Raw genomic sequence first — 18,296 nt, 5'->3', positions numbered from 1 at the left:
GGGAGGCCGGTCATTGGCCGGCTTTTTCATCTTGTGAAACCTGGGTTTTCAAGCTTCCCCGCACCACACCCATGATGCGCATCGCCATTGCCGAGTCTTGGACACTTCGAGCCAGCACAAGGGCACCCACCAGTGTCGACATCATCACCAGGCTTTGTGCATCACGTTGTCCATCCCCCAGCGCTGTCTCAATCTGCTGAAGCCTTGCGCCGAGCACAGCATCTGTAGTCGCGCTGTGTTGGCCTCTCAGCCCCAACTCGGAAGACATGGTCGGCAATGGGCAGCCTTCAGCCGGCGAGATCAGGTGCCATTCAGACAGGTAACTATCAATGAATGCTTCCAGCGGCCGTTCCTGGCTGAACAGTATCTCGCAATGCGCATCCAGCTCGGCAGCCGCGGCTTGCAGTGCCTTTTCCACCAGTTCGTCCTTGGATTTGAAGTGCGCGTAGAAACCGCCATGGGTCAAGTCCAGGGCTTTCATCAACGGCTGCAGACCGGTCGCGCCGATCCCGTCGCGACGAAAGCGTACCGAGGCTTCCTTGATGATGCGTTGGTGGGTCTTGGCTTTGTGGTCGGATGAGTAACGCATAGATGGGCCTCAGTGACAGGCTGGCATTTTAACCGACTTGAATCTTTTTACACGCTGACACGTTGGCATGAAAAGTGATTACCTGCCCACTAAGGATTGTTCAACAATCGTGAAGGTAACCATGACACTCAGTTTGTCTCTCGCCGACCAGATCGCCCTGGAGCTCCGCGCCGACATCATCGGCGGGCGATTGCTGCCAGGCATGCCATTAGTCGAAGGGGAACTGGTCAACGCCTACAACGCATCGCGCAACACGATTCGTGAAGCGTTGCACCGCCTTGGGCAAGAAGGGTTGACCCGTTATGTGCGCAATAAAGGCGTGATGGTCCGGCGGGTTGCGCGCGAGGAAGTGCGGGATTTGTTTGTCGTGCGCCGCACCCTGGAGTTGCAGGCCATCGCCCAGAGCGGCCCTCTGACAGAAGATCAATCCAGGCGCATGCAGAACGCCATCGATGCCACCACCCTGGCCCGCGAGCGCGAAGACTGGCGTGCGGTCGCCACCCATAGCCTGGTGTTTCACCAGCACATCGTCGGGTTGATGCGCAGCCCGTTGTTTGATGAGTTTTTTGCCCAGGTCATCGCCCAACTGCGGCTGATGTTCTGCGCCGCGCCCGATGAGCAGCGCTTCCAGTCGCCGTGGCTGGAGCGTGATCGTGAGATCTACACGTTATTGGTCCGGCAGGATAAACCGGCGGCGGGGGAGGCGATGAGCCTCTACCTGGATGATTCGGAACGCTTGTCCCTGGCCTTGTTTAACCACCCCTGATCGAGGATCCGCACCATGTACAAAGACTATCCGGCCGCTTATCAGGTCAGTAAAGGTTCGGCGTTGCAGGTCGACACAGCGTTTTACGAGCGCATCCGTGATCGAAAAGACCAGCGCACGCTGATCGAGCAGTTTGAGGTGCCGATTCGTACGGGCAGGGCGTGGAAGGTGCCAGCCGGACATGTGTTCCGTGTGACCACGCCGGTCGGCCCGCAGGTGGGTGATTTCAACGTATGGAATGCCAATGACCCCCGTGAGCGCCTGTGGGCGGCTCGCACCCGGCAGTTGCAGGGCGCCCATGTCAGCACCCATGACCGCTTGTGGTCGAACCTGCCATTCCTGCGGCCTTTGGTGACGATCACCGATGACAGCCTGGCCAGCTACGGCATTGATGAGCACGGCGGGCGGCTGCATGATTTGCTTGGCACACGTTGTGATCCCTATGTGAATCGGATGCTGACCGGTGAGGATTTCCATCATCATTGCCACTCCAACCTGACACGCGCGGTGTTGCCTCACGGTCTGACGGAATTCGACGTGCATGACGTGCTGAATATTTTCCAGTGCACCGGTCTAAATCACGACGACATGTACTTCATGAAGGCCTGCCCCGCGCAGAAGGGCGACTACCTGGAGTTCTTTGCCGAGATTGATTTGCTATGCGCGCTGTCGACGTGCCCAGGAGGGGATTTGTCGCTGCCGATGTGGGGGCCGCAGGCGCAGGACCCGCTGACGGTATGCCGTCCGTTGGGGGTTGAGATCTACACGTTGGAGGATGCGCTGCTCAATGGCTGGAGCCAGCCGGAACGTGCTGCCTACAAGGGGCAGCACGGGTTGCGTATTGCCAAGGCGGATTGGGAGTAGCCAAGGCTCAGCTGTCCTGCGCATCCTTGGCATCCGCCTGGGCGTTGCGCTCGGCCACGCGCTTGCGTTGTTCGTCGGTGAGTTCCACTTTGTTGGCGCTGTCACGCAGCATCATCAGTCCACCGACGATCGACCCGATCGCAACTACCATAATCAACCACGCGTACCACGGCATAAGGCTCTCCTTGAGGCAGATTGCCGCGGGAGAGTTTTCCCACGGTAATAACTGCTTTGAGTGACGGGCTTTCTTACTAGTTCAGTGTAGGCCCGTTCTGCCTCGCAGTAGATCAGAGCCCGGTCAACATCGCATCCGCCGGTGCATCGGCACGGTCTTGCGCAGTCATCTGGAAGTAGGCGAACCCCACCACCATAAAGCCCAGGAAGATCAGCCCGATCAGCGCGTTGAACCAAGCCATGGCCACCAGGCACACCACCGCCAGCACCAGGGCAATGCCCGGCACGATGGGGTAACCCGGCGCGCGGAAGGTGCGTTCCAGCAGCGGTTCGGTCCTGCGCAGTTTGAACAGGCTGAGCATGCTCATGATGTACATCACGATGGCGCCGAATACCGCCATGGTGATCATCGCTGCGGTCAGTGTCATACCGCCGAGGTTGATCAGGCCGTCGCTGTAGATCGCCGCGATGCCGACCACGCCGCCGGCGATGATTGCGCGATGGGGTGTCTGAAAACGCGACAGTTTGGCGAGGAAAGACGGCAGGTAACCGGCGCGGGCCAGGGCGAAGAACTGGCGCGAGTAGCCGAGGATGATGCCGTGGAAACTGGCCACCAAGCCGAACAAGCCAATCCACACCAGCATGTGCAACCAGCCGGAGCTGTCGCCGACCACGGTTTTCATGGCTTGTGGCAGTGGGTCGTTGATGTTGGACAGGGTGCGCCAGTCACCCACGCCGCCGGCAAAGAACATCACGCCCATGGCCAGGATCACCAGGGTCAGGATGCCGCTGATGTAGGCCTTTGGAATGGTGCGCTTCGGATCTTTGGCTTCTTCGGCGGCCATGGCGGCGCCTTCGATGGCAAGGAAGAACCAGATGGCGAAGGGAATTGCGGCAAACATGCCGGCAATCGCCGGTGCGCCGAACGTGTCGGAACCGGCCCAGCCATTGAGGGCAAAGTTACTGAAGCTGAAGGCGGGCGCCACTACGCCCATGAACACCAGCAACTCAGCGACGGCGAGCACGCACACCACCAGTTCGAAGGTGGCAGCGAGCTTGACGCCGAGGATGTTCAGGCCCATGAACACGATGTAGGCACCAACGGCGGCGTGTTTGGGGTCCAGCGCCGGGAACTGCACATTCAGGTAGGCGCCGATGGCCAAGGCGATGGCGGGCGGTGCGAAAACGAATTCGATCAAGGTCGCGAGCCCCGCGATCAAGCCGCCTTTCTCACCAAAGGCGCGACGGCTGTAGGCAAACGGACCACCCGCATGGGGAATCGCGGTGGTCAGTTCGGTGAAGCTGAAGATGAAGCAGGTGTACATCGCGGCGACCATCAATGAGGTCACCAGGAAGCCCAGGGTCCCGGCGACGCCCCAGCCATAGCTCCAGCCGAAGTACTCCCCGGATATCACCAGCCCGACGGCGATGCCCCATAAGTGCAGAGTGCCTAGGGTGGGTTTGAGTTGTGTGTTCATCGTGACGCGCTCCCTGAACGGTTTGGAATGATTCAAGGTGTTGCAGCGGACATGCCATGCCTTACAACCGTGTCGTAAAGCGGCGCAACTGTCGTCTGGGGGATGGTTTGGCGTTTGAAATTTTCCGGTGTCGCACCAGATAAGTGCGGGGGTGGCTGGCAGGGCCTCATCGGGGGCAAGCCCCCTCCCACATTTTGACCGGTGTACGCAGGCCCGGTGTGGGAGGGGGGTTGCCCCCGATGAGGCCCTCCAATCCAGCACAAACCTCCCTGTAAACCCCGCATAAACCCACTCTTTACGCCGTCTTTACGCCCCGCCCACTCCCTCGCTCTCGTTCCTTTACGCCACTCCTGCCGACAATTGCCCCACACGCGGCACTCGCCGCTAAACGGAGAGACTTCCATGAGCGTTCTGGACGGGGTGTCACTGCTATTGGCCGTGGCGCTGTTCATTTATCTGCTGGTTGCGCTGTTACGCGCGGATCGGAACTAGGAGCTGGCCATGCACAGTTATGACTATTGGCTGATCATTGCCTTCTTTGCCGTGGTGCTGGTGCCGGCCCCGTTCCTGGGGCGGTTCTATTACAAAGTAATGGAAGGGCAGCGCACCTGGCTTACGCCGGTGTTCGGTCCCGTGGAGCGCGCCTGTTATCGCCTGTCGGGCGTGGACGAGCATCAGGAGCAAAGCTGGCAGAAGTACATGCTCGCCTTGCTTGCCTTCAACCTCGCGGGCTTTTTGCTGCTGTTCGCGATCCTGTTGTTCCAGGACTACCTCCCACTGAACCCGCAGAAATTGCCGGGGCAGGAATGGACCCTGGCCTTCAACACCGCGGTCAGTTTCATGACCAACACCAACTGGCAGTCCTACAGTGGCGAGGCGTCCCTGAGCTACCTCAGCCAGATGGCCGGCCTGACCGTGCAGAACTTTGTCAGCGCGGCGACGGGTCTGGCAGTGCTGGTCGCGCTTTGCCGTGGGATCGGTCGCAAATCCACCAAGACCCTTGGCAACTTCTGGGTCGACATGACCCGCGCCACCCTCTACGGCCTGCTGCCGTTGTGCCTGGTGCTGGCGTTGTTCCTGGTGTGGCAGGGCGTACCGCAGACCTTCGCCCATTACGTGGATGCCGTGACCCTGCAGGGTGTGGATCAAGTGATCCCCCTGGGCCCGGCCGCCAGTCAGATTGCGATCAAGCAGTTGGGCACCAACGGCGGCGGCTTCTTCGGTGTCAACTCGGCGCATCCGTTTGAAGACCCTACCGCTTGGGCAAACTTGTTCGAAGTGGCGTCAATCATCCTGATCCCCGTGGCGCTGGTGTTCACCTTTGGCCATTACGTGAAAGACCTGCGTCAGAGCCGCGCGATCCTCGGCTGCATGCTGGCGTTGTTCCTGATCGGCGGCGCGACCTCGCTGTGGGCCGAATACCAGCCCAACCCGACCCTGAACAATCCGGCCGTGGAGCAGACTGCGCCACTGGAAGGCAAGGAGGCACGCTTCGGCACCGCCGGTACGGTGCTGTGGTCGGTGACGACGACAGCGGCATCCAATGGCTCGGTCAACGGCATGCAGGACAGCCTCAATCCACTCAGCGGCATGGTCGCGCTGGTCAACATGATGGTCGGCGAAGTGATCTTCGGCGGCGTCGGCGCCGGCATGTACGGCATGTTGCTCAACGTGTTGATCGCGGTGTTTCTCGCCGGCCTGATGATCGGCCGCACCCCGGAATACCTGGGCAAGAAGCTGCAGGCCAAGGAAGTGCAATTGCTGGTGGTGACCCTGCTGGTGATGCCGGTGGGTGTGCTCGTGCTCGGCGCCATTGCCGCCAGCCTGCCTGGCCCGGCCAGTGCCATCAGCAACCCTGGCCCCCACGGCTTCAGCCAGTTGCTCTACGCCTACACCTCGGCGAGTGCCAACAACGGCTCGGCCTTCGGTGGCTTCAGCGCCAACACACCGTTCCATAACCTGATGCTGGGCCTGGGCATGTTGATCGGCCGCTTCGGCTACATCCTCCCGGTCCTGGCCCTGGCCGGCAGCCTGGCGATGAAGAAGACCGCACCGATCGGCCAGAACAGCTTCCCGACCCATGGCCCGCTGTTCGTGACCCTGTTGACCGTGACCATTCTGCTGGTGGGCGGCCTGACTTTCCTGCCAACGCTGGCGCTGGGTCCCATTGCTGAACACTTGAGCATGGGCTTCTAAGAGGCGATATGAACATGAATATGCCTGCAAAAAATGCGGCCCCGGTCAAAACCCAGGAGCCTGCCAAAACCGCCGTCTCGGCTCTGTGGCGCCCGGCGCTGGTCCAGGCGTTCGTCAAGCTGGACCCGCGCCAACTGCAACGTTCGCCGGTGATGCTGGTGGTCGAACTGACCGCGATCCTCACCACTGTGCTGTGTTTCGTGCCCGACACCACCGTGCCCACGTTTGTCGCCGTACAAATCGCCGTGTGGCTGTGGTTCACCGTGCTGTTCGCCAACTTCGCCGAAGCCCTGGCCGAAGGGCGTGGCAAGGCCCGCGCCGACAGCCTCAAGGCCGGCAGCGAAGGCCTCAGCGCACGCCGCAAGGAGGCCGATGGCAGCTTCAAGGTCGTGCCGGCCACCAGCCTGCGCAAAGGCGATGTGGTGCGCGTTGCCGCTGGGGAAATGATCCCCGGTGACGGCGAGGTCATCGAAGGCATTGCGGCAGTCAACGAAGCGGCCATTACCGGTGAATCGGCACCGGTGATCCGTGAGTCCGGTGGTGACCGTTCAGCCGTCACCGGCAACACCCGCCTGGTGTCTGACTGGCTGCTGATTCGTATCACCGCCAACCCTGGTGAGTCGACCCTGGACCGCATGATCGCCCTGGTGGAAGGCGCCAAGCGCCAGAAAACCCCCAACGAAGTCGCGTTGGATATTCTGCTGATCGGCCTGACCCTGATCTTCCTGTTGGTGGTGGTAACTCTGCAGCCGTTCGCCCATTTCGCCAGCGGCAGCTTGCCGTTGGTGTTCCTGGTCGCACTGCTGGTGACGCTGATTCCTACAACTATTGGCGGCTTGCTGTCGGCGATCGGCATCGCCGGCATGGACCGCCTGGTGCGCCTCAACGTGATCGCCAAGTCCGGGCGTGCCGTGGAAGCAGCGGGCGACGTGCATGTGTTGCTGCTGGACAAGACCGGCACCATCACCTTCGGTAACCGTCGCTGTGCGGCGGTGGTCGCGGCGCCTGGCGTCAGTGGCAAGGAAGTGGCCGAAGGCGCATTGTTCGCCTCCCTGGCCGATGACACGGCGGAAGGTAAATCCATCGTTGAATACCTGCGCGCCTTGCACCCTCAAGCCGAGCCGACCGCAGACGAACTGACGGCCGTGCCGTTCAGTGCTGAAACCCGCTTGTCCGGTGTCGACTACCAGGGCCGTGTGTTCCGCAAAGGCGCGGTGGATTCGCTGCTGGCCTTCATCGGTCAACAACGTCGCGACTTGCAGCCTGCGCTGTCGCGGGAAATCGACAAGATCGCCCAGAGCGGCGGCACCCCGTTGCTGGTGTGTGCCGACGGCAAGTTGCTCGGCGCGATCCACCTGAAGGACGTGGTCAAGCCGGGCATCCGTGAGCGTTTCGCCGAGCTGCGCAAACTGGGGATCCGTACCGTGATGGTCACTGGCGACAACCCGTTGACCGCCGCCGCGATTGCCGCTGAAGCGGGCGTGGACGACGTACTGGCCGAAGCCACCCCGGAGAAAAAACTCGCCCGCATCCGTCATGAGCAAAATGATGGTCGCCTGGTGGCGATGTGCGGCGACGGCGCCAACGACGCCCCGGCGCTGGCCCAGGCGGACGTCGGCATGGCGATGAACGATGGCACCCAGGCTGCGCGCGAGGCCGCCAACATGGTCGACCTCGACAGCGACCCGACCAAGCTGCTGGACGTGGTGCAGATCGGCAAGGAATTGCTGGTGACCCGTGGCGCATTGACCACCTTTTCCATCGCCAACGACGTGGCCAAGTACTTCGCGATCCTGCCGGCGCTGTTCGCCTCGATCTATCCGCAACTGGGCGTGCTCAACGTGATGCACTTGCAGAGCCCGCAGAGCGCGATCCTTTCGGCCATCGTGTTCAACGCGCTGATCATCGTGGTGCTGATCCCCCTGGCGCTGCGCGGTGTGCGCGTACAGGCGGCGAGTGCGGCGGCATTGCTGCGGCGCAACCTGCTGATCTATGGGCTGGGCGGGATCCTGGTGCCGTTCGTGGGCATCAAGGCGATCGACATGCTGCTGACTGCGTTGCACCTGGTTTGACCCGATTCCTGTGGGCCCCCGACGGGTGCCCACAGGTTGCAATGACCGATTTGAGGAATCCGAAATGTCCAACATGATCCGCCCGGCCCTGAGCCTGCTGGTGCTCATGACCCTGATCACCGGCGTCGCTTACCCACTGGTGGTGACTGGTGTCGCCCAAGTGGCTTTCCCGAACCAGGCCAATGGCAGTCTGGTGCGCGACGACAGCGGCAAGGTGCGTGGCTCCAGCCTGATTGCCCAGGACTTTACCGGTGCCAGCTGGTTCCATCCGCGCCCATCGGCCGGCGCGTTTGCGACGGTCTCCAGCAGCGCCAGTAACCTCGGCCCCAGCAACCCGGCGCTGGCGACGCGTATCTTCGATGACGCGAGTAAACAGTTGGTGCCGAGCCAAGGGCCGGTGCCTCTGGCATCGCTGACTACCTCTGGCAGCGGTCTTGATCCACACTTGCCACCCCAGGCGATTGCCTATCAACTGGCAAGGGTGGCGGCGGCGCGGAATGTGCCGGTGTCGACTTTGCAGCGTTTGCTCGATGAACACATCGAAAGCCCGCTGGTAGGCCCGCCGGTGGTGAATGTGCTGGCGCTGAATATGGCCCTGGAAAAGTTGTAGGCAGTGGCGCCGCCATCGCAGGCAAGCCGGCTTCCACAGGGGAATGCATTCCAAATGTGGGAGTGGGCTTGCCCGCGATGACGGCCTGGGGCGCAACCCATAAACATCTGAAGGAACCCCGAGCATGAGCGACTCCGGCCGCGCCGATGCCCTGTTAGCCGATCTGCCCCGGGACGGCCGTGGCCGGCTCAAAGTCTTCCTTGGCGCCGCGCCGGGTGTGGGCAAGACCTACGCCATGCTCCAGGCCGCGCACACGCAACTGCGACAGGGCGTGAAGCTGATCGCCGGTGTGGTCGAAACCCACGGCCGTGCCGAGACCGAAGCCTTGCTCAGCGGCCTGCCGCAGCAACCGTTGCTGCGCAGCGAATACCGTGGCGTGATGCTCGAAGAAATGGACCTCGACGGCCTGCTCGCCGCCAAGCCCAAGCTGGTGCTGGTCGACGAGTTGGCCCACAGCAACGCCCCCGGCAGCCGTCACGAAAAGCGCTGGCAAGACATCCAGGAACTGCTCGCTGCCGGCATCAACGTGTTTACCACGGTCAACGTCCAGCACCTGGAAAGCCTCAACGACCAGGTACGCGGCATCACCGGCGTGCAAGTGCGTGAAACCCTGCCGGACTGGGTGCTGCAAGAGGCCGACGAACTGCTGTTGATCGACCTGCCGTCCCGCGAGCTGCTGGAGCGCCTGCGCGATGGCAAGGTCTACGTGCCGGAGCAGGCGCGGGCGGCCATCGATGCGTTCTTCACCCAGACCAACCTGATGGCCTTGCGCGAGTTGGCCATGCAAACCGCCGCCGCCCACGTCGATGACGATTTGGCCCAAGGCTATCGCCAGCTCGGCCAAGCCGCGCCGGCGGTGCGTGGGCGCTTGCTGGTCGGCGTGGATGGCGATGCCCAGGCCGAGCGCCTGGTGCGCCATGCCAGCCGGGTTGCCCAGCGCCGCCATTTGCCGTGGAGCCTGGTGCATATCGATAACGGCCGAGCGCGGGACGAGCAGTCGCGGCTGCGCCTGCAAAATGCCCAGCAGTTGGCCGAGCGACTGGGCGGCGAGGTGGTGTTGCTGCGCGCAGGGGAGGTGGCCAAGACGCTGATCCAGCACGCCGCCGAACGCCGCGCCAGTCTGCTGCTGGTGGGGCAGTCGCGGATGCGTTGGCGCCGTCGCTTGTTCGGCGGTGGCCTGGCTGCGCGTTTATTGCGTAATGCGCGAGGTTTGGAAATCAACGTCCTCGACAGCGACGATATCCCGGCGCCGCCGCGCTTGCCGGATGTACGCGGGCTAGTGTGGTTCGACTACGCACTGGCGGTTTTGGCCACGGTGGTCGCGGCGGCGGTGGCCTGGGCGGTGTCCAGCGCCTTGCCGCTGCCGAACATCTCTCTGGTGTTCCTGGCGGCGGTATTGCTGGTGGCAGTGCGTAGCAGCCTGGGGCCGTCGCTGGTGTGTGCGGCGTTGTCGTTCCTGACCTATGATTTCCTGTTTATCCCGCCGAATTTTTCCTTCGCCATCCAGCGTGAAGAAGACGTACTGACCCTGTTGTTCTTCCTGTTGATGGCGGCGCTGACCGGCAACCTGGCTGCGCGCCAGCGCCGCCAGTTGCAGGCGTTGCGCGACACCCAGGAAGAAACCAGCGAGCTGCTCGACCTGTCGCGCAAACTCACGGCCGCCACCGATCGCCAGGCGGTGATCAGTGCTGCCGCACATCACCTGGAAGGCTGGAGCGACCTGGACCTGTGCCTGGTCAACCGTGATGGCCAAGGCGGTTGGACAATCGAGACCGGCGGCCCGCTGACGCTTACCGAAGCCGAGCGTGCTGCTGCCGATTGGGCTTGGCAACATGACCAACCAGCGGGCATGGGCACCGGGACCCTGCCGTTCGGGCGTTGGTGGTGGTGGCCGTTGTCGGGCGAAGAAGGCCCGCTGGGTTTGCTGGGGGTCAGTCCCAAACCGGGCCTGGAATTGAGCGGCCAACGCCGTCGCCTGCTCACCGCCTTGAGCCAGCCATTGGCCCAGGCGCTGGCGCGGGCGCAACTGGCCCAGGAGTTGGAGTCTGCAAGGTTGCACGGCGAAACCGAGCAACTGCGCAGCGCCTTGCTGGCGTCGGTCTCCCATGATTTGCGCACACCGCTGACCTCCATGCGTGGCAGCATCGACAGCTTGCTGGCACTTGGTGAAGCGATCCCGCTGGAGGATCGTCGCGAATTGCTTGAAGGCACTCGCGATGAGGCTGAGCGTCTTGACCGTTACATTCAGAACCTGCTGGACATGACCCGCCTCGGCCACGGTGCGTTGAAGCTGGCGCGGGATTGGGTGTCGCCGGGTGATATCGTCGGCAGCGCCCTCGGCCGTCTGCGTGCAGTGCTGGCGCCGTTGCAGGTGAGTACCGACGTACCGCCCGAGTTGCCATTGTTGTATGTGCATGCTGCGTTGATCGAGCAGGCGTTGGTGAATGTGCTGGAAAACGCCGCGCGTTTTTCGCCGCCGCAAGGGCGTTTGCAACTGAGCGCCGGCGTTGCCGATAACCAGCTGTTCTTCGCCGTGGCCGACGAAGGCCCCGGCATTCCCGAGGATGAGCGCGCAAAGATCTTCGATATGTTCTACACCGCAGCACGCGGTGATCGAGGCGGGCAGGGCACGGGGCTGGGCCTTGCAATCTGCCAGGGCATGGTCGGCGCCCACGGTGGGCATATCAGCGTGGCCGACGGCATTGACGGGCGTGGCACCTGCATCACCTTGTTCCTGCCGTTGCCGACACAGCCTGGCCTGGAGCGCGAGGCATGAGCTACCCTGTTTTCTTCACGGATTTTGATTGGAAGCCATGAGCCAGACCGCGACGATTTTGGTCATTGATGACGAACCGCAGATCCGCAAATTCCTGCGCATCAGCCTGGCCTCCCAGGGCTACAAAGTGATCGAAGCCGGTACCGGCAACGAAGGCCTGGCCCAGGCAGCGTTGAACAAGCCGGACCTCCTGGTCCTCGATCTTGGCCTGCCCGACATGGACGGCCAGCAGGTGCTGCGTGAATTTCGCGAGTGGTCGACGGTGCCGGTGCTGGTGCTGTCGGTGCGGGCCAGCGAGGGGCAAAAGGTCGAGGCCCTGGATGGTGGTGCGAATGACTATGTGACCAAACCCTTTGGCATCCAGGAGTTTCTCGCCCGGGTGCGTGCATTGCTACGCCAGGCGCCAGCGGGGGAAGCCCAGGAAGCAGCCTTGCGTTTTGGCCCGCTGACGGTGGACCTGGCCTATCGCCGGGTGCTGCTGGACGGCGCTGAAGTGGCGCTGACGCGCAAGGAGTACGCGGTGCTGGCGCAACTGGCACGGCACCCTGGGCGGGTGATTACCCAGCAGCAATTGCTCAAGGATATCTGGGGGCCGACCCATACCGAGGACAGCCACTACCTGCGCATCGTCGTGGGACACCTGCGCCAGAAGCTGGCGGATGACCCGACCCAGCCACGGTTTATCGTGACCGAGGCGGGGGTGGGGTATCGGTTGTTGGGCGGATAGATCTCAGGTGCTTCTCTGTGGCGAGCGGGCTCGCCACAACGGCGTTAGTGACGCGCCTGTTTCAGCGTTGCTCACTTTCATAGCGATCCAACGTATCACTGGCAATTTCCCGTCCCAGGGCGATTAATTCCGGCGCTTTGTAGAACTCGAAAAAACGGCACACCCGCTTCGGCACGTTGATCAGCACGTCGGGCGGGTAGCCGGCGATCTTGTACTGCGCCAGCGACGTCTGCATCACCTCGAAGCTCTGGTTGATCAGGTCCAGCAGCGAAGCCGGGCCGACGTTATCAATGATGAACGACCCGGTTGCCGACTTCGGTGCGCCGGGCTTTTCCGGTGCCGCGGCGGGTTGTTGGGATTCCGGTTCGGCAGATTCCAGCCACGGGTTGATCTCCGCCGCCTGCGCTTCCAACGCCTCCTGCTCGAGTTTCATCAATTGTTCGGCCTGCTTGCGGCGAAAGGGCAGGTGCGAACCGAGTGATCTCGCCAGGTTGTTGAAGCGGCTCTTGAACGCGGGCGGGCGTTGGATCACCGGCAACTGGTAGTGCTTCTGATTGGTGGCGTTGAGGTTGACCGCGATGATCAAGTCACAGTGGCTCGACACCACCGGCACGATGGGCAGCGGGTTGAGCAGGCCGCCGTCCACGAGCATGCGGTTGCCTTGCATCACCGGGGTGAACAGGCTGGGAATCGCCGCCGAGGCGCGCATGGCCTGGTGCAGGCAGCCTTCCTGAAACCAGATTTCCTGCTGGTTGGTAAGGTCGGTGGCGACTGCGGTGTAGGGGATGCGCAGTTCTTCGATATTGATCTCGCCGACGATCTTGCGGATCTGCCCGAAGACTTTCTCGCCACGAATGGCGCCCAGGCGGAAGCTCACGTCGACCAGGCGCAACACGTCGAGGTAGTCGAGGCTTTCAATCCAGTTTCGATACTCGTCCAGCTTGCCAGCGGCGTAAATGCCGCCGACTACCGCTCCCATTGAACAGCCGGCGATACAGGCGATGTCGTAGCCGCGCCGCTCGATTTCCTCGATCACCCCGATATGGGCGTAGCCCCGGGCTCCACCGGAACCCAGCACCAAGGCAACACGTTTCTTCATGGTCCATGTCCTCCCCAAGGCAGGTGCCCACAATGCACCCATGAGAGGCCGGCTTCAATATTCGTGGGAGCCTGCAATATTTTTCCAGGATAGCGCTGCTGCTCGGGTATGCTCTGGCCAATAGGTACTATCGATTTCAGGCTAAGGACAGGCACTTTTCCCTGTAGGCAACGTCTACAACGTACGACTGTTTTTTCTTTTTGAGGTGTCATTGATGAAAGCCTGGATGTGTGTGCCTGTGATCGTGTTGGCCCTGGCTGGTTGCGCCGGGAAAACCGCCTACCGCGACAGTTGCGGCAGCCAGTTGGACGCCGCCTGGAAAGAACTTGACCTGGCCAAGGCCGAAGGCTTTGCCGGCACCGTGAGCTACTCTAAGGCACTGTCTCTGTTGACAGGCGCCAAGACCCAGCAGCAATTTGAAGCGTTTGAAGGCTGCTCCAACAAGGCCGAGAAAGCGCGGTTCTATATTCGTGAGTCTCGTGCCGGGCGTTGACCTGTAGCAGCGAGTAGGATTTCTCATCAGGTAGTGGGGGCAGGATGTCAGCTTTGGTCGATCAGTTAGTCGCTCAGGTCATTGGCCTGGAAGTAGGGTTGCTGAGCTGCCAGGCTCGTCTTGCCGCCGTCACCGACGACGAAGCCCTGCATGACCTGCGCACCACTGTGCGCCGTCTGCGCAGCCTGTTGCGCCCCTTGCGCGGCTTGCCAGGGGTGGAGCAGCTTGAATTGGCGGCCAGCACCGTCGGCCAATTGACTACGCCGCTACGCGACCGCGAGGTGCTGGCGGCGTATTTGCACCTGCATGGCCATCATGAGGCTGCAAACCGACGACTGCGCCTGCAACCCGAGGCCTATCGTCAGGTGGCGCAAAGCCCGGAACTTGCGCACTTGCTGCTGATCCTCGACGCCTTCCCGCGTTTCATCCGTGCTTCTGAGCACCAGAAATTGCTCAAAGGCCTGCGCCCACGCATCGAAAAGCGTCTGGCCAAGCAATGGCAGGCACTCGATAAGGCCTTGAAGGATCCGGGCCATGATCGCCATCGCCTCCGCTTGCTGATCAAGCGCGTGCGCTACGCCGCCGAGGCCTATCCCGAGTTGGATAAATTGCCCGCCAACGCCATGTCGCACCTGAAAAAAGCCCAGGGCGCCCTGGGGGATTGGCATGACTGCTGGCAGTGGTTGGTCCAGGCTGAACACCAGGCTGATCTGCAACCTTGTGTTGCCGTATGGCATCGCACCATGGCCAAGGCGGAAGGGCAGGCGGATCGAGTGCTGGATAAACTCAGCGCTGATTGCTTCTAAGCCGGTCCGGCTTTTGGCCGGAATAGGCGCTGTACCTGATTGGCCTGATGGTTAAGATCCCTCATCTGTTCCCTTTGATGTGAGACCGCCATGCGCTTTAGTGATTTGCTCGATGCCGCCCGCAGCAACCCGCTGGATGTCACCATCCCCGCCGAATGGGCCCAGGGCCGTGCGACCTTTGGTGGCCTGGTCGCCGCATTGCAATACGAAGCCCTGCGTGCCCAAGTGCCCGCGGATCGTCCTTTACGGTCGCTGGCAATCACCTTTGTTGGCCCGGTAGCGCCGGACGTCCCCGCCAGTTATCAAGTCGAAGTGCTGCGCGAAGGCAAAGCCGTCAGCCAATTGCTTGGCCGTGTGGTGCAGAACGGTGAAGTGGCGACACTGGTACAGGCCAGTTTCGGTGGGGCCCGTGAGTCGGAAATCGCGGTCGAAAGCGAAGCGCCGCCGGTGTTCAAGCACTGGGATGAGTGCCAGGAACTGCCTTATATCAAGGGCGTCACCCCGGAATTCATGCGCCATCTGGCGATGCGCTGGAGCGTCGGCGGCTTACCCTTTACCGGTAATAAATCCCGCGACATGGGCGGTTGGGTACGGTTGCGTGGCGATGTGAAGGAAGAGCCGCTGACGGAGGCCCATATCCTTGCCCTGGTCGACGCCTGGCCCCCTGCGTTGCTGCCGCACCTGAAAAAGCCGGCACCGGGCAGCACCTTGACCTGGACCATCGAATTCATCCAGCCGTTGCAAGACCTCACGACCCTCGACTGGTGCCAGTATTACGTCAATATCGAGCACGCCCGCGACGGCTACGGCCATGCCGCCGCCGCCCTGTGGAGCCCGACCGGCGAACTCATCGCTATCAGCCGCCAGACCGTGGTGGTCTTCGCCTGATCTCAATGCCTGTGGCGCTGCCGCCAGGCGCGCCACCAGCCACCGCTCAACACAAAGCGCGGAAAGGTCACGAACTGCTCGACCACCAGGCGTTGGACCGCATCTTTACGATCACTGAACGGTTCACTGGCCTGGGCTTCCAGGCTATGACCATGACGCTGCAACGCCAGGCCAGCCAGGATACCGACCACACCGACGGCAAAACTGGCCAGGCTCAGGCTGAACACCCCGGATACAATCAACAGAAACCCGATGATGAACAGCGGCACGGCAATCAGGTGCAACGCCAGGTTGGTCGGGTGCTGATGGTTCTGCGGGTAGTGACGCCATTGCCAGGCGGGGAGATTGGGGTGACGTTTGCCCATGATGATGAATCCTCTGTCCGTTGAAACAACTTGAACAGAGTTTAGGCGGGGGCGGGCGGGGCGGCGAATTGGGGCTGGCTATGGGGGTCATAGAGGGTAGTTTTCGGCATGTCCCCCCTTATGTCCAAATAACGCAGTCATGGTCGTCCATGTGTATCAGAAACGTGAGGTTGTTATCGGTTATCTGGAATGGATAACCGGTCGTCTCACCCAGAACCGCTGTAATATCTTTTGCATCATGGATTTTCTAAGCCCTGTATGCCGAATCGAACCCCACTGAAACCAGATTTCTTGACTAATCCTGTTCTGTATTTCCTGCCAGAAGTTAGAGCCGTATTCTGTGCTTTTTCGTTCAATTCGATTGGTTCGGGTACATCGCTTTCTGACTTGAAAAGACTCCACGCCAGATTGTTAATCGAAGTCGTGAGTTCTGCCGATTCAATTTTCTGGCGCGTATATTTAAAGTTTCGAATGAGTTGTCTATATTTTTTCGAGATGATGGATTAGGTGGCGCCCCCTAGCCGCATTTATGGGGAAGTATATACTGGGTTTGGTTATTTGAAGTAATAGTCGTCCGGATCGTTGATGTAAACGGTTGGTCCGCTGAGTGAAATAAATTTTGCGTTGAACTCTATGTGTGCATTATCGCTGGTGGCTTCAAAAGTAAAGTGGTCCATTTTCTTATTGATTTTTACGGTAAATACCTCGTGTGCGGGGATGTTAAAGACTTTCAGATTTTTAATGTCGTTGCAGGTTATTCCAAGTCTGCACATGTTATACCCTTTGTTTTTCCATTTTTCTGGTAGTTTGTCTGGAAATTCGGGGATGTCGAATCCTATTCCAATACAAGGCTGATCATTTTCTACCCTTAATGAGGAAATGGCTATTTTTCCAATCTCAACAGGAAGGCTGAAGACTTTGCTAAGAAATATACTCCCCTCTAACTCGTTCCAGTATTTCATTTTTTATTTCCTGAATGGATAGTGTTTTTTTGCGCCTTCAAGATAACCTTTTCGAGGTTTTTCGATTGGTCTCAAATTAAAGTGCGATGAATGGTCTCCAATTCCATCTACGCTACCGTATTTATGGCCTGCTGAGTGGTCTTGGATAAGGATTTTCGAGCCGTTTGCTCTTGTGAATTGATAGACTTTTGTGTTTATGGGTTTGCCGTTTTCATCCAGAACTGTTTTCCTATTCTTGTCTGTCATTTTTTCAGTCGTGTATTGTTTGGCCTTTCCTATGTCTGGGTCTACTACCATATCCGGGGCCTGAACCATCGGTATCCCAGCATCTCTTTTCGCTTGTCTGAAAGCGCCTCTGCGAGAAACATCAGGTGTTTCCGGTTCATTCTGTGTTTTACAGGCTGGCTGTTGTATCCCTTTCGGCGGACAATTGGCGCTCAGCCCTGTCGCATCCACCCATCCCGTGGGATTAGGCACGTACTGGTACGCATTGATCCCACCCGCCAGCTTCACTGGATCCGGCGTCAGGTAACGACCAACATCCGGATTGTAGTAGCGATGGCGGTTGTAGTGCAGCCCGCTTTCCTGATCGAAATACTGACCCTGGAAGCGCAGCGGATTGTCGATTTTTCCGGTATCAAGACGGCTGATTTCACCGTAGGCACGGTAATGCGCGGACCAGACGATTTCGCCATCCGGGGCGGTGAGTTCCTGCGGGGTGCCGAGGTGGTCTAGTTGGTAGTGGTAGGCCTGGGTGTCCTTCGGGCCGAAGCCTTCCAGCAAGGCCAGCGGACGGAAGCTGTCCGGTTCATAGAGATAGCTGCGATGCCGATCCGCATGGTGTTCGGCAATCAGCTTGTCGCCTTGCCAGAAAAACTCGGTGGTGATGCCGTCGACGGTTTTGCTGATACGCCGCCCAAACGGGTCGTAGCGGTAACTGGCGGTCTGGCCGTTGGGCGTTTTAATACCGATCAGGCGGTGCTGGCAGTCGTAGCGGTACTCGGTGACGAGTTGATGGCCCTTGCCGCGTCGTTCGCGGATCAGGTTGCCGAAGGCGTCGTAGTCGTAATGGTGGTCGCTCTGGATCATCAGGCGGTTGCCGGCGACGATGTCCGGGCCGGGGCGGTTTTGCATGAGCAGGTTGCCGGCGGGGTCGTGGCCGAAGCGTTCCTGCTCGGCTTGGGTGTGGTCGGCGCGGGTGAGGCGGTTGAGTGGGTCGTAGTGGTAGCGGTGTTCGCCCTTGCGGGTGTCGAGCAGGCGGGTGAGGTTGCCGGTTTTGTCGTAGTCGTAGTGGCGGCGGTATAGCGGGCCTTCGGCATCAACGATGCTCTGGTTGAACAGGCGGCCTTGGTGGTCATGTTGGTAGTGGCTGAACAGTTGGCCTTGTTGGCGTTGCTGTTCGCGACCGGCCTTGAACAGGTGTGAGGTGAG

Annotated in this window: 18 protein-coding genes; 11 read left to right on the top strand and 7 right to left on the bottom strand. The window is 60.6% G+C overall.

Going from position 1 to position 18,296, the window contains the following annotated elements:
* Window positions 1-10 precede the first annotated feature (10 nt).
* Window positions 11-589 carry a TetR/AcrR family transcriptional regulator gene (locus BM110_RS00095; protein WP_092247607.1) on the bottom strand — a complete coding sequence of 193 codons (579 nt, stop codon included), beginning with the start codon at window positions 587-589 and terminating at the stop codon, window positions 11-13.
* A 121-nt stretch (window positions 590-710) separates the two neighbouring features.
* On the opposite strand from BM110_RS00095, the gene BM110_RS00090 reads away from it, so the two are divergent.
* Window positions 711-1,355 (top strand): GntR family transcriptional regulator, encoded by a 645-nt coding sequence (locus BM110_RS00090; RefSeq protein ID WP_093511849.1) that lies wholly within the window; start codon window positions 711-713, stop codon window positions 1,353-1,355.
* Between the two features lie 15 nt (window positions 1,356-1,370).
* A complete protein-coding gene (locus BM110_RS00085) occupies window positions 1,371-2,219 on the top strand; it encodes an urea carboxylase-associated family protein (protein WP_093511847.1) in 849 nt (282 codons plus the stop codon).
* Between the two features lie 7 nt (window positions 2,220-2,226).
* Here the strand turns inward: BM110_RS00085 and BM110_RS00080 are convergent, their stop codons facing one another.
* Together BM110_RS00080 and eat are read right to left on the bottom strand one after the other, a co-directional pair.
* Window positions 2,227-2,394 (bottom strand): DUF2897 family protein, encoded by a 168-nt coding sequence (locus tag BM110_RS00080; protein WP_093511845.1) that lies wholly within the window; start codon window positions 2,392-2,394, stop codon window positions 2,227-2,229.
* A 112-nt stretch (window positions 2,395-2,506) separates the two neighbouring features.
* Window positions 2,507-3,871: an ethanolamine permease gene (gene eat / locus BM110_RS00075; RefSeq protein ID WP_058424481.1), complete on the bottom strand. Its 1,365-nt coding sequence runs from the start codon at window positions 3,869-3,871 to the stop codon at window positions 2,507-2,509.
* A 402-nt stretch (window positions 3,872-4,273) separates the two neighbouring features.
* Here eat and kdpF point away from each other — a divergent pair, with 402 nt between their 5' ends.
* The 6 genes from kdpF to BM110_RS00045 all read left to right on the top strand — a co-directional run bounded on the left by kdpF (window position 4,274) and on the right by BM110_RS00045 (window position 12,252).
* Window positions 4,274-4,363: a K(+)-transporting ATPase subunit F gene (gene kdpF / locus BM110_RS00070; RefSeq protein ID WP_003218754.1), complete on the top strand. Its 90-nt coding sequence runs from the start codon at window positions 4,274-4,276 to the stop codon at window positions 4,361-4,363.
* Between the two features lie 9 nt (window positions 4,364-4,372).
* On the top strand, window positions 4,373-6,067 hold the full coding sequence (gene kdpA / locus BM110_RS00065) for a potassium-transporting ATPase subunit KdpA (RefSeq protein ID WP_071490037.1): 1,695 nt from the start codon (window positions 4,373-4,375) through the stop codon (window positions 6,065-6,067).
* Between the two features lie 8 nt (window positions 6,068-6,075).
* On the top strand, window positions 6,076-8,139 hold the full coding sequence (kdpB, locus tag BM110_RS00060; RefSeq protein WP_071490038.1) for a potassium-transporting ATPase subunit KdpB: 2,064 nt from the start codon (window positions 6,076-6,078) through the stop codon (window positions 8,137-8,139).
* 64 nt (window positions 8,140-8,203) lie between these two features.
* Entirely contained in the window at window positions 8,204-8,749 is a 546-nt protein-coding gene (kdpC, locus tag BM110_RS00055; protein ID WP_071490039.1) for a potassium-transporting ATPase subunit KdpC, read from the top strand.
* Window positions 8,750-8,873: 124 nt separating this feature from the next.
* Window positions 8,874-11,525, top strand: a complete 2,652-nt coding sequence (locus BM110_RS00050) for a sensor histidine kinase (protein WP_092247625.1) — start codon at window positions 8,874-8,876, stop codon at window positions 11,523-11,525.
* A gap of 37 nt (window positions 11,526-11,562) precedes the next feature.
* On the top strand, window positions 11,563-12,252 hold the full coding sequence (locus BM110_RS00045) for a response regulator (protein WP_071490041.1): 690 nt from the start codon (window positions 11,563-11,565) through the stop codon (window positions 12,250-12,252).
* A gap of 61 nt (window positions 12,253-12,313) precedes the next feature.
* Here the strand turns inward: BM110_RS00045 and BM110_RS00040 are convergent, their stop codons facing one another.
* A complete protein-coding gene (locus BM110_RS00040; protein ID WP_058424475.1) occupies window positions 12,314-13,351 on the bottom strand; it encodes a patatin-like phospholipase family protein in 1,038 nt (345 codons plus the stop codon).
* 214 nt (window positions 13,352-13,565) lie between these two features.
* Between BM110_RS00040 and BM110_RS00035 the strand changes: the two genes are divergently transcribed.
* The 3 genes from BM110_RS00035 to BM110_RS00025 all read left to right on the top strand — a co-directional run bounded on the left by BM110_RS00035 (window position 13,566) and on the right by BM110_RS00025 (window position 15,538).
* Window positions 13,566-13,844: a hypothetical protein gene (locus tag BM110_RS00035; RefSeq protein ID WP_012722962.1), complete on the top strand. Its 279-nt coding sequence runs from the start codon at window positions 13,566-13,568 to the stop codon at window positions 13,842-13,844.
* Window positions 13,845-13,888: 44 nt separating this feature from the next.
* A complete protein-coding gene (locus BM110_RS00030; protein ID WP_093511843.1) occupies window positions 13,889-14,650 on the top strand; it encodes a CHAD domain-containing protein in 762 nt (253 codons plus the stop codon).
* Window positions 14,651-14,740: 90 nt separating this feature from the next.
* Window positions 14,741-15,538, top strand: a complete 798-nt coding sequence (locus BM110_RS00025) for an acyl-CoA thioesterase (RefSeq protein ID WP_093511841.1) — start codon at window positions 14,741-14,743, stop codon at window positions 15,536-15,538.
* 2 nt (window positions 15,539-15,540) lie between these two features.
* Here BM110_RS00025 and BM110_RS00020 read toward each other — a convergent pair whose 3' ends face one another.
* From BM110_RS00020 to BM110_RS00005, 3 genes are all read right to left on the bottom strand, one after another.
* The gene (locus BM110_RS00020) at window positions 15,541-15,903 is read right to left on the bottom strand and encodes an Mpo1-like protein (protein WP_058424472.1); all 363 of its coding nucleotides are present in this window, start codon (window positions 15,901-15,903) and stop codon (window positions 15,541-15,543) included.
* A gap of 554 nt (window positions 15,904-16,457) precedes the next feature.
* The gene (locus tag BM110_RS00010; RefSeq protein ID WP_093511839.1) at window positions 16,458-16,865 is read right to left on the bottom strand and encodes an Imm50 family immunity protein; all 408 of its coding nucleotides are present in this window, start codon (window positions 16,863-16,865) and stop codon (window positions 16,458-16,460) included.
* 3 nt (window positions 16,866-16,868) lie between these two features.
* The coding region (locus BM110_RS00005; RefSeq protein ID WP_175538829.1) for an RHS repeat-associated core domain-containing protein at window positions 16,869-18,296 on the bottom strand (1,428 nt) is incomplete at its 5' end.

Origin of the sequence: Pseudomonas sp. NFPP28, from assembly GCF_900115535.1 — a bacterium.
Taxonomy (GTDB): Bacteria; Pseudomonadota; Gammaproteobacteria; order Pseudomonadales; family Pseudomonadaceae; genus Aquipseudomonas; species Aquipseudomonas extremorientalis.
This window is presented reverse-complemented; position numbering and strand designations above follow the sequence as displayed.